The following is a 12,763-nucleotide window of genomic DNA, read 5'->3' as shown; positions in this document are numbered from 1 at the left end:
AGATATGCGACCTAATCCTTTATGCATTCATCTGCAAGGTACAGAACTGACTCATAGTTCTTACCTACTGCTTCAGACATTGCGATCTCGCAGGTCTTACCTGAAGAATAATAGCCCTCGTAAGTACCTTTTTTGACTTCCATTGCTTCAGGAGCAGTTGCTGAAGCAGTCAGTTCGGGATAAAGAAAACCCCGGTCTCCTGCCATTCCACAACATCCTGAATGTACAGGAACATCCGCGGTATTGCTAAAATGAGAAGCAACTGCAACAAACTTCCTCTCAAGTCCCATTTTCTGTAGAGAACAAACCGGATGAAGCACAATGGTTCCTTTTTTTTCTAAAGGTCCGCAGGCAGGAATCACATAATCATGGAGGTAATCAATGCTATCCAAAATACTCAAACGATCATACTTCTCCTTATTACTATCACTCAAGACCGGCCGGCATTGCTGAAGGGTATGGGAACAGGAGGTCACATCCAGAATTACAGGCAGCATACCTCCATTAGTTATTGTCCAGAGCTTCTCAATAGTCTCGTTTACCTTATCTGCATAAGCCAGATTATATCCTTTTGAAGAAAAAAGCTGCCCACAGCAAAGTGATTCAATTCCCTCAGGAATGATGACCTTAATCCCGGATTTGGATGATACACTTAAAAATGTATCCGGGATATTCTTTTTACCCATAGTCCCACCCATTACTCTTGAAATACAGGTTGGGAAATATACTACAGCCGGGCCTTTATTAGTTTCTGAATCAATTAAACTCTTGTAATTTTTTGAAATAGAGCCACTTACGATCAATTGATTACTCCACAGCGGAAATGCCGGGATGATCTTTTTTATTCCCCTGGTCATCAGGTTCATTGAATTCTTTCCAAAGACCGTATTGATAAATGTACCTGCCTCAAGTGCAAAATTTACAATATATGTTACCAAACGGAAGTTTCTCGAAACCCATATTGCTACCTGATTAGAAAAACCCGAATGGCTTTCTCTTCTCAATCGTTTAACCAGATCTCCTGTATTAATATCCACCGGACAACTCGTTGCACAAAGGCCATCCACCGCACAAGTATCTAGTCCATCGTATTGAAACTGCTTAACAAGTTCGGCATGTTCACCAGTATTACCTTTGGATTTTAATAAAGCCAGTTCACGTCTGACAACTATACGCTGTCTTGGTGTTAGGGTTACATTCCTACTCGGACATTTATGCTCACAATAGCCACACTCAATACATCTGTCGACTTCCTGTTCAACACTTGGCAGAGATTTCAGGTCGTGTAAATGTGCATTCTTATGTTCATTGATAATGACTCCGGGGTTCAGCAGGTTCTGCGGATCTACCACCTGCTTCAGACTTTTCATGATCTGATAAGCTTCAGAACCCCACTCTGTCTCCACAAATGGCGACATATTCCTGCCGGTTCCATGTTCAGCCTTCAGCGTACCATCATATTTATCGACAACCAGCTCAACAACTTCCCTTAAGAATTTATCGTAGCGCACAACTTCCTCTGCTGAATTAAAGGACTGAGTGACTACAAAGTGAATATTGCCATCCTTGGCATGGCCGAAGATGATTGCATTTTCATATTCATACTTTTCAAAGAGAACATGCAAATCAAGAATAGCATCTCCAAGTTTAGCAACAGGGAAAGCAATATCTTCCAGAATTACGGTCGTCCCGCTTGCGCGGACAGCACCAACAGCAGGAAACATGCCCTTTCGGAGTTTCCAGTAAAAAGCCTGAATGTATGGGTCTTCTGTGAAGCTAATAGGCTCAAGTAGTAAAAATGAGCTGGCATGAGGCAGGAGGCTGTCAATTTTAGCCTGTAATTCTTCCTTGTTGTTACTCTGATATTCAACCAATAATGCTGCCGCAGTTTCAGGCAAAGTTTTTAGTATTTCAGGAGCACCCTTCAAATCTTCGATCGACCTTAGAGATGCTCTATCCATTAATTCAACGGCCTCTGCCCCTGATGCAGTTAAAGGACCGATTGCCTGACAGGCAGAATAAATAGTCTCAAAGTAGATAAATGCGGTTGATTTGAACGGATAATCGGGTACGGTTTCCATCACTGCCTCTGCAATGAAGCCAAGCGTACCTTCTGCACCTATCAGCAGGTGTGAAAGAATATCGAGTGGATCGGAATAATCAATAAAGGCATTCAAGGAATACCCAACTGTATTTTTAGTGAGATATTTTGTTCTGATCCTTTGAGAAAGCTCAACATTCTCAGCAATCTGATTTTTTAAATTTAATAGTGTGGAATAGATATCCGGACATTCCTCTTTAAAGCGGTGGTAATCTGCTTTGACTTCAGTTGAAAAGCTTTTACCGCAAGGCAGAATAAAACGAATGTGTTTTGTGGTATGATAAGAATTCAGGCTTACCCCGCAGCACATCCCGCTCGAATTATTTGACAGAATCCCGCCTATCATTGCTGAGTCGATACTGGATGGATCAGGTCCTATTTTGCGCTTATGTTTCTTAAGGAAAGTATTAACCATCGAACCGGTAATTCCCGGCTGCACTCTTACAAGGGCCCCATTTTCTTCAATAAGCAATTGATTCCAGTACTGGCTCAGATCTACCAGGATACCATCAGTAATGGATTGACCCGACAAGCTGGTCCCTCCTGTTCTAAAGGTCATAGGAATTTTATTGCGGTGTGAAAATTCAAGCAAAGAGATGATTTCTTTCTCACTAACCGGCTGCACAACTGCTTTTGGTCTCAGATAATAAAAACCCGCATCAGACGCATAAGCAACAAGGTCAATTAATCGGCATTTAATTCGTTCTTTTGGCAGAATAGCTTCCAAAAGCTTCCCAGTATCCATATTTTTTGTTTAGACCCCTAAATTGAAATATTTTCTAATGGAATACAAATTCCAAAGAAAAGCTATTAATTAAATAGTACTCAAAACACGCTTGGATACCGCTATCGCGTGGTCAATATCAGCCTCAGTATGGGCAGTACTAATATACCATAAGCCTCTGCCAATTATCCTGATTCGCTCATCATGCATTGCAGCAATGAATTTACCCAGTTTTGCCTTATCGTAAGTCAGGGTATCCCGATAATCTTTCACCTTCTTCAGGTCTGTAAAACCAATATTAAACATCGGGCCCGGACCCTGAACAAGTAAATTATGATTATTGCCAGTAGCTGCCTCTCTGAGTCCATCGATCAGTTTGTTTCCTAGTCTGAACATTCTTTCATATGGATTTTCCTGTTCAAGAACTTCAATAGTTGCCAAAGCGGCCGCAATAGTCGGATTGCTTGAGTTCATTGTTCCCGCATGAATCACTTTGGCCTCTTCAATCAGTCCCATCCACTCTCTTTTTCCGACAATGGCGCTGATCGGGTATCCGCTACCCATTGCTTTTGCGAAAATTGACATGTCAGGAGTAATTCCGAAGTATTGCTGGGACCCCCCAATACTCATTCTGAAGCCGGTGATTACCTCATCAAAGATTAGTGCGATACCATATTGATCACATAAACTGCGCAAGCCGGCATGGAAGCCTTCTTCAGGCATGATACATCCATTATTACACATAATTGGCTCAGTAATTATCGCAGCAATCTCACTATGACGCTCTGCAAGAGTTTTCTTCACCAGTTCGATATCATTCCATGGAAGTATGATGAACTCATCCTTTGAATGTTCCGGTATTCCGGCAGACCAGGGATATACATTTGGGTTTTCCCTGCTTCCGAGTGCCTCGGCAGATGGAGTAGAAATTCCCCAGGCCACATTATCCAGCCAGCCATGATAATGCCCTTCAAAGCGAAGGAATTTTTGTTTACCGGTTTTCGCCCTGGCAACCCTGAAAGCAGTTTGAACTGCCTCAGAACCATCCAGACAGAAACGCATTAGCTCTGCTGAAGGTATCAGCTTATTAATTTTTTCAGCAAGTTCAATTTCCCTGATATGCTGCCCGGCATAAAGCTGACCCAGCTCAGAATATTCATTTACCGATTTTAAGACATGAGGGTGTGAGTGACCCAGAATCAGAGGTCCCTGGCTTAAGGTAAAATCAAGGTAATCATTCCCGTCCACATCAAATAAGTGGCTTCCTTTACCATGTGTATAAAATATCGCATGCGGATGATTGTATTTTCTGAATTCTGAAGAAACGCCCCCGGCAAGTACTTTCTTTGCCCTTCCAAGTAGTTCTGCTGATTTGGAATAGTCTAAACTTTTCATGTAGATTTTGTTAATTTATTGAATATGAGACCATATTTACATTGGTTCACATTATTTAATGTTATATGTTTTGTTTTAATTGATATCCTCTTTTAAAAATCGGATGAGCTGCTCTTCCCTTTTCTGATTCATTTCTTCCGAGAACTTCCCATCCCAGAGATAAAATCCTGCTCCATTTTTTTGCCCAAAGTGACGTTGAGCAACCAGCTCTTTCAAATTCGAAGATGACTGATCCGCATTACTAAGATCTTTGAAAAGGTAATCCGAGATAGAAGCGAAAACATCCAGTCCGCCCATATCGGCTGAGAGCAAAGGTCCAGTTACAGGCAATCTTCGCCCGATACTGTAAGTTACAGCAGCATCGATATCCTCTTTACTTGCGATTCCCTGCTCCAAAAGATATTGTGCCTCCCTGAAAAGCGCGAACTGAAGCCGGTTTCCGACGAGTCCGGGTACTTCCTTTTTCACTTCGATCGGTTTTTTTTTCATAAACTTCAACATATCAATCGCCCTGTTGAAGGTTTTATCATTCGTAAACTCAGCTCTTAACACTTCCACCAAAGGAATAAGATGAGCCGGATTCCAAAAATGTGTTGCAAGAGTCCTTTCAGGATGTTTTAAATTCAAGGCAATACGACTTGGGCTTAGTCCGGAAGTATTTGTTGCAAGAATAACCTCCCTGCCACACATTTGATCCAGTTTTCTGAAAAGATCATTCTTAAGCTCCAGAACTTCAGGGATACATTCAATGATAAAAGTAGCACCATCAACAGCTTCTGACAATGAAAATGTTCCGGTAATATTTTTGAGAATCCGACTTAGCTGATCTTTGGTTACCAGATCATTTTTAAGAAGCGTGTTTAATTTATCATTAACGCCTGACAATCCATTTTGGATATCATTCGCATCAATACCATACATCTTCACCTGCATACCCACCCAGGCAGCATTCAGGGCAATGGAATGACCCATGGTACCACAGCCTATTACTGCAAGTTTTTCCATCTCATTTAAACCGGGCACAATTGATAAATTACTGGAAGATTAGCGTTCCAAAGAACTGGGGAAGATGAAAATTCGGTCTTGGATTGTCAACGAAATTCCAGGTGATATAATTTGGATTTGAAGTCCTGCTTCCTGTTTTATAAAAATTTGCTTTCCATATTACACCGGGTGCAGGACGGCTAACATTTGAGAATTTAGACAACATTGATAGAGGTATTCTGTATTCTATAGTCCAGGTTACGGGTTCAGTGATCTCAGGATCAACTTTTGATGGCAATGAATGTGCAATTTCAATTTCTTCAATCTCACTCGCTTCAAGTTTTACGTAAGGAGTAGCTGGGTAAGGGTGTTTAATATAAAAAATCAAAGGTGTACCTCCGGCATTGATTTCAAGATTAAAATAACTTAATGGCAGTGAAGAATCAGGTGCGAAGAAAAATTCTACACAGGAATCGCCCGACACATTGCCATTATACTCCTGAACTACACTTTTAACAAAGCGGTCTTTCACCCGGAAGATTACATAAACATTATCATTATCGTACATCATTTTGGCTTCAACCGTTGGTTTGAACGGAGGAATTGTACCCATATAGTTTTCGATTTTAATCGTTTCTATATTCTTCCATTGCGCCTTATTCCAGTCTGCATTGATGGTTAAAGCGCCCTTCAATTTAGAAACCTTATATTTTTTATCTTCAGCAGGCTTTGTTTGAGAAGCAGATGATGAAGATGAGACTGGCTTCTCAGGAGAAAGAATATCTCCGCCTTTCATCAAGAAAGGCAGAGATATAAATAACAGATAGGTGATAAATTTCATGTTTTTTATTTATCTATCGACGTCCAGCGCGATATCTGGACACTTCATTTGCAGTAATCGCACTTGAATTATTTCCAAAGCTTGATCTGACATAAGTTAATATTTGTGCGATTTCAGTATCTTTCAGATAACCATGAGGAGGCATAGCTTCATTGTATCCTACACCCTTAACTGTAACCGGACCTGAAAGACCGTTAAGTACCACTTCAATTAATCTTTTTCTGTCGCCATTTACCCATTCAGATTCAGCAACAGGAGGGAAACGTGTTCCATCGCCTTTACCATTCTGCTGATGACATGATGCACAATAGGTATTATATAATTTAGCACCTGCAGCCAACTGACCTTTCATCAGGTTATCTTTTTCGAAATCAGGTGTTTTAACGTTTGGTGAAGTTAATTTACGGACTGCCATTCCGGCTAGCTGGCTGGTACCGAATTTCTTCTTATCACCTTTGAACATCACTCTCCAAATCTTTCCCTTCTCACTATCATTCATGTAAAGAGATCCATCAGGTCCCTGTGCAAGGCCCATCGGGCGGTACTTAGCATCAGAAGTGTAAACGATTGTATCTACACCGCCAAATCCATCAGCAAACAATTCCCATTCGCTTGAAAATTTGCCATTTATAAAAGGAACAAAGGCTACACAATAACCTCCCTGCGGATAAGGTGCACGAATTGTAGAACCGTGAAATGCAATGAATGCACCATTTTTATAACGCTCAGGGAATTGATTTCCGGTATAGAAAAGCAAATCGTTTGGAGCAAAGTGGCCCGGAAAACCAATAATTGGCATGTTATATTTAGCTGCATCACCCTCTTTTTTACCATCACCACCATATTCAGGGTTTAATAATTTTTTACCCTGCATAAAATCATAGTAGTAGTATGGCCATCCTGAATCAGAACCTTCGGGAACTTTCAGAAACTCTTCTGAAGGCAATAAAGCGCTATGCCATGAAGTGTAAAGATTTGACCATGTTCTGGAAAAATCATCACGTCCATGCTGCATTGCGTACAAGGAGTTGTCTACCTTGTTCCATTCCATACCTACAATACTGCGAATACCTGTAGCATACATGGTACCGTCACTTTGTTTCTGGTTTAATTTACTCTCACTGAATTTCCAAACACCTGCATGCTCTTTCAATTCAGGGCAAGGTGTCTGACCCAAAGAACCAGGTTGACGGTCAGCAATCTGACAAACATCACTTGGGGAACCAAAAGGAACATACATGTTTCCTTTATTATCAAAAGCAATTGGTTTTGCTATATGGGAATATTTTCCTCTTTTGTAATTATCAACAACAATAGTTTCTGTTTTGCCTTCAGGAACTAATTTTCCAGGAGTCAGTTTGGTTCTTAAAACCTCTCCTGCTGTACTGAAATACAGATAACCTTTGTGAATACGCATAGCAGTCCCATAATTTCCGGTATCCGGATAGCTTCCGAAATACTCAATGATATCTGCTTTACCATCGTTATTATTGTCTCTCAAGGCAACACTACCACGTTTTTGGGCATCAGGCACTCTTAATTTAACATAAATATCTCCATTCTTGTTAACTGCAAGATGTCTTGCACGGCCAAGAGAATCAGCAACTACAACCGCCTCAAAATCGCCGGGAAGTGCAAGTCCACCATTATCAGGATCACCCTGCGGCAGTCCGCCAGGTCCTCCTGAATTAATAAAACTGATCGTGATCAGAAATGCCAGACCTAAAAAAGCAACTAGCTTTGTGCGAAGATTAGTCCTGTATAAATTTTTAAAATTGACTTTCATTTTTATTGAATTTTGCTTTTAAATTGGGTGTTGTTTAAATACGATGCATATTCTTGACTTTTTACTGATTTTCCAAATTAAACGCGTATTATTTCTGGTATATTTTAAAAAAAAGTATCAGCTGATTAAATAAATTTTTACGAAATGACTAACCTTTGTTCTTAAAGGCATCCGGAATCATAAACTCATACTCCTTAGGGTGCCATGGGGCTATACTTTGTCCGGTTGGTCGTGGTGCGGTAGGTCTGATAGGCTCATAACCTGCTGCTGAATATTTAATATTTAAAAACGGAGTTTGCTTCACTTTGCCTTCAGCCAGTGAACGTATTCCCATATCAATAATACCGCTTGTCAATAAGTTTCTTTCTATTGGAGCAGTAGGTCCGCTGACAATGAATTTCTGTATATTCAGAGCGAGATAGCTAAAATGGGCATAAGTTGGACCTCCGCTTAGCACAAATTCTGTTGCAACCATTCCTTTAGAAGTGTTTGCAGAATAAGCCCAACCTGAATTAACGTACTTATCCAGCATCATAATTGTACCTTTTGTACCGTCTGTATAATTAACAATTACAGCATAAGGCGTAGTTACTATTTCACGCATATTTCCGGTAGCCTTACCCTGTATCGTATCACATGCTGCATCCACCAACTTTTGAGAAATCTTTCCTGAATCGATAGCTTTCCAAACATCATCCCCTTTCAAGCCTTCAACACTTTTAACACCGGTTTCTCCACCAGCTCTTCTCTCAACCATACACTGCAGAATTTCAGTTACGTGAAAACCATAAGCATCCAGTGAAGCATAACCGATTGCAACAGCTTCAGATATCTTAACTCCAATTGGATGTACCAGAGGCTTATCTCTCCAGCAGTATGGTAAAGATGAGCCGGCCATCATAGGAACATTCAATTCTTTAGCACGATCATAAATCCATCTGCTATCCAACCAGCTATAAGACAGGGCCTTATCTGTAAAGACAGGTACCGATCTATTGGATGCATCAAACACTCTGAATATCCTCTCGAGATAATTCATGCGAGGATATAATTTCATACCCAGTCTGTTATAAGGATATTCACCATGCTCACCGACATAAATCACCGCATCTACAGCAAGTTTATCTCCGCCAAGGGTTAAAGCTTCTTCAACTGTTGGGTACACCGGGGTATTATTCATATTCGCGATTCTGATACCAGTATCATTAGCGCCAACCTGCTCAATATATACCGAGGCAATCTTTATCTGAGGAGCCACCATTCCTTCATCTGTTGGAATACCAAGAAAAAGTTTGGTGCCGATAACATCAGCATGAGCACTATTTCTGTATATGTGCGTTATGAATGCAACTTTCTTAATCCCATCCTGACCGGCTAGAGCTCTTGATAACTCTTCGGTAATTGAAGTGATATTTCCATTTTCACCCATTACAAAGCCGGGAATAATACTAATACCGGCTGCTGTTAGAACTGATTTTTTTATAAAGTCTCTCCGGGGATTTATGCTTTTTGCTTTCATTTTAATATGTTTTTTGTATAATAAATAAATTCCAGGGATTACCAGCCTACTGCATAACCATTCCTTCTCAGATCTGCACCACCCATAAGCCAGCCGGTTTTATGGTCTATGGTTATTCCTTGCGCTCCTCCTACAGTCATTGACCAGTCGCCCAGACTCGTGTCTATCACATATCCCATTCCTCTTAAGGTTTTGATAACGTTTGGTTGTACCCTGGTTTCCATGATAATTTCCTTTGCCGGTACTGAGCCCAATTCATCCTTCCATCTGAAACGGGGTGCACTGATCGCATCCTGGATGTTCATTCCAAAATCAATATTATTCATTGCTACCTGAGGAACAGACTGTAAAATACCGAAACTACCAGGTGAACCTACAATTAACTGAGGTTTGCCATCCTTGTGAAATTGCATCATCCCACCTATACACCACCCAACAGCTTTACCGGGAGCAACAGTATTTGGTTTACCCGGCTCCAGTGTCATCCAATCCAATGCACTGTTAAATACCACACCGGTATTTCCGGCTACATAACCTGAACCAAAACCTCCACCATGAGTCTGAATGATTACAACTGCATTACCCCATTTATCAACTGCAGAAAGACTTGTAGTTGCATATCTGTATTTGGATGCATTTGGATCATCAACAGGATCCGGGCTAATATTCTGTGAAGTCTCAGACTTTAATCCGGCTTTTCTTTCTTTCACCTTAGCGATAACCTTTTCGCGTTGTTTGGCGATGTATGCATCTGAAAGCAACATATCCACGGGAACATTGACGAATTTTGGATCACCAATATATTTATCAGAATCAATTCTGCTCAAATTAACCGCCTCAAGCAAATGTGCCAGATAGTCTACGCTGTTATGCCCCATCTTTTGCAAATCAAAACCTTCCATGATCTTCAGCGTTTGTAATTGCTGGAGACCCATTCCCGGAGGGGGGTTATTGTAAACTGTATAATCACGGTACTTAATAGAGATAGGATCGACCCACTGTACTTTATCAGGTACAGAGGCAAGGTCTTTTTCAGTGATAAAACCTCCATCACGGGCAAATGCAGCAGCCATTTCTTTAGCGATCTCTCCTTTGTAAAAAACATCGATCCCTTCACTTGCAATCCTTCTCATTGTTTTGGCCAGAGGCTTGTTTGAGAAATAATCACCGATTACGAACGGATCTTTATCATTCTTGAAGAAAATCTTCCTTGATTCAGCATGAGGAGCAATCCTCTTAACCGTTCCTGCCCACATTGCCTGATCAAATTCGGTGATTGGAACCCCATTTTCAAGATAATCTATTGCACTTTCAAATACTTCAGAAAGAGGCATTGTTCCATAATCCTTCAATGCCTTTGCCCAACCTGCAAGATTGCCGGGAACGGACGCAATTCTTGGCCCTATACTTTCCATTGCACCATGACCCGCACCATCAGCAACTTTAACATCGGTTTTAAATTTTGTGATTTTGAATGTTTCAGGCACCCAGCCTCCAAAAACCAGAGATCTGACCCTGTTTTCCTTTGCCGAGTAAAATAACATATACCCCACGCCAGCAGTACCCGACATATAAGGTTCTGCAGCATTGAGGGAAGCAGCCGCTGCAACAATGGCATCAATCGCATTTCCGCCTTTCACTAAAATCTTCTGGCCTGCAAGTGTTGCGAGCGGATTTGCTGTCGCAATCATACCATTCTTTCCAAGCGCTGCAGGACGCAGGTTATCTTTTGCTGCCTGAGCATTTACCTGTAAATTCAGCAGCATCAGTAAGAATGCCATTCCATAGACTAGAATAGCTGTCCTGCTTATGTTTTGGTTAATCACCTGTCTATTCATAATAAATCACTTTAAATTAGGTTTCCCAAAGGATGAAATTTAATTACTTACTAAAATATTATCCTTTATATTAATTATTTTTCGAAAGGAAATAAAGGCTTTCTCCTATGTTCAAATTTAAACAGGGTCATATCAGCCTGCGTAACACCAGGTGTATTTACCTGAATAACAGTCGGACAAACCGGCGCATAGGCCGCAATCGGAGCATTCACCCCTTTAGCTACTATCGCATCAAAATCAGAAGGCTGAACACCCTGAGAAATTAATTGCTGTAAGCTAAAGGGCATTACTCTCAGGGAGGTTAGCATGATCTCACTACCCTGTTCGGTACTAACTACGGCGGTTTTACCCATATTAAAATTGATCTGTCCGCCATGCCTTGGATTACTTTCCTGGAATTCACCATTTGTTACCCTGAGTAATTTTACATTAAGCCTGTAGGTTCTTATTCCATCCTTCCCTGTACCAACAATAATAAGCTCGAACCACTCTCCCGGCTGATGGTTTCCGGCCATACGAACAGCCTCCGGATCATAGATGCAAACGAAATATTTGTACTTTTTACTTTCTTCGAAGGCTTCCAGGATGCAGCAGTTATTTGCGGGACCACCCCCGCCTACGTTATCACCCATATCGAGTAATAAAACCGGCTTCTCACTTTTACCGATCAAATTCAGCGACGATTGAATATCGTATTTAACTCCTACAAAACTTTCCTTTCTATCGAGAATATAAGTCTCTAATTTCCTGGCAATTTCCAGTGCTTTCTCTCTGTTACCATTGGCTACCACAATTATTGAGGTGCCCATTTCTTCAACATCAGCGTAAGGAAAACCGTGCTGAATACTGAGGGATAAAATCTCAGGATCCCGGCTTAATTCATTAGCATAAGCATAAAGACTTTTGCAAGGTTCATTAGCAGTTAACTGCTGCTCAATGCTGATTGCAAGCGGAACCTGAACCAGAACCTGAACCGGATTTGTCTTTCCTTTTAAATAATCAGCCAGCAAATTCGCAGCTTCGATACCCCGCTGTCTCATATCAATATGCGGATTCTCTTTATAGGCCACCAGAGCATTAGTGGATGATACCATCAGTGGACTGACGTTTGCGTGTAAATCAAGAGTTCCGAAAATAGGAACTGAATCACCTACCTTTTTTCTTAGCAGGCTTAACCAATGTCCGTCCATATCTGGAAACTCTTCTGAAACTCCGGCACCATGAGGGATAACAAGGCATGCATCAACGGGCAGAACTTTGTCGAGTTCATCCATCATGTTTTTCAACAGCCCATTATATGTATTTGCAGAAAGAGCACCACCGGGGGTTGCGGATGCGAACAGAATCGGAATAACTTCCATTCCTTCCCTGTCCATTACTTCGAGCATCCCGCCTACTTCATTATGGGCGGTTTGATACTCTTTTCTGATTGCTTCACCTGTTAAATATTTACCGTTCCTAAAGTCGGCAGTGGTTGTAGCCTGAGGAACAAAAGTATTTGACTCGTGGTAGATCCCCATTAGGGCTATTCTAAAAGACATGATATGGTATTCTAATATTAAAAATTCAAAAATT

General features: G+C 41.0%; 8 protein-coding genes. All 8 read right to left on the bottom strand.

What is annotated here, in order from left to right; genetic code table 11:
* Positions 1 to 11: 11 nt before the first annotated feature.
* The 8 genes from VGE44_RS11555 to VGE44_RS11520 all read right to left on the bottom strand — a co-directional run bounded on the left by VGE44_RS11555 (position 12) and on the right by VGE44_RS11520 (position 12,729).
* Complete coding sequence (locus VGE44_RS11555; protein WP_331079152.1) at positions 12 to 2,846, bottom strand: FAD-binding and (Fe-S)-binding domain-containing protein; 2,835 nt, start codon at positions 2,844 to 2,846, stop codon at positions 12 to 14.
* 69 nt (positions 2,847 to 2,915) lie between these two features.
* A complete protein-coding gene (locus tag VGE44_RS11550) occupies positions 2,916 to 4,220 on the bottom strand; it encodes an aspartate aminotransferase family protein (protein WP_331079150.1) in 1,305 nt (434 codons plus the stop codon).
* Positions 4,221 to 4,295: 75 nt separating this feature from the next.
* Positions 4,296 to 5,225 (bottom strand): 3-hydroxyacyl-CoA dehydrogenase family protein, encoded by a 930-nt coding sequence (locus tag VGE44_RS11545; protein WP_331079148.1) that lies wholly within the window; start codon positions 5,223 to 5,225, stop codon positions 4,296 to 4,298.
* A 28-nt stretch (positions 5,226 to 5,253) separates the two neighbouring features.
* A complete protein-coding gene (locus VGE44_RS11540; RefSeq protein WP_331079146.1) occupies positions 5,254 to 6,045 on the bottom strand; it encodes a carbohydrate-binding family 9-like protein in 792 nt (263 codons plus the stop codon).
* A gap of 13 nt (positions 6,046 to 6,058) precedes the next feature.
* Positions 6,059 to 7,831 carry a c-type cytochrome gene (locus VGE44_RS11535; protein WP_331079144.1) on the bottom strand — a complete coding sequence of 591 codons (1,773 nt, stop codon included), beginning with the start codon at positions 7,829 to 7,831 and terminating at the stop codon, positions 6,059 to 6,061.
* 148 nt (positions 7,832 to 7,979) lie between these two features.
* Positions 7,980 to 9,350, bottom strand: a complete 1,371-nt coding sequence (locus tag VGE44_RS11530; RefSeq protein WP_331079142.1) for a hypothetical protein — start codon at positions 9,348 to 9,350, stop codon at positions 7,980 to 7,982.
* A 38-nt stretch (positions 9,351 to 9,388) separates the two neighbouring features.
* Positions 9,389 to 11,188, bottom strand: a complete 1,800-nt coding sequence (ggt, locus tag VGE44_RS11525; protein WP_331079140.1) for a gamma-glutamyltransferase — start codon at positions 11,186 to 11,188, stop codon at positions 9,389 to 9,391.
* Positions 11,189 to 11,262: 74 nt separating this feature from the next.
* Positions 11,263 to 12,729: a M81 family metallopeptidase gene (locus tag VGE44_RS11520; protein WP_331079138.1), complete on the bottom strand. Its 1,467-nt coding sequence runs from the start codon at positions 12,727 to 12,729 to the stop codon at positions 11,263 to 11,265.
* Positions 12,730 to 12,763 lie beyond the last annotated feature (34 nt).

It is taken from the genome of Daejeonella sp., from assembly GCF_036405355.1.
Lineage (GTDB): Bacteria > Bacteroidota > Bacteroidia > Sphingobacteriales > Sphingobacteriaceae > Daejeonella.
The sequence above is the reverse complement of the archived record's forward strand: the minus strand, read 5'-3'. Positions and strand labels throughout refer to the sequence as shown.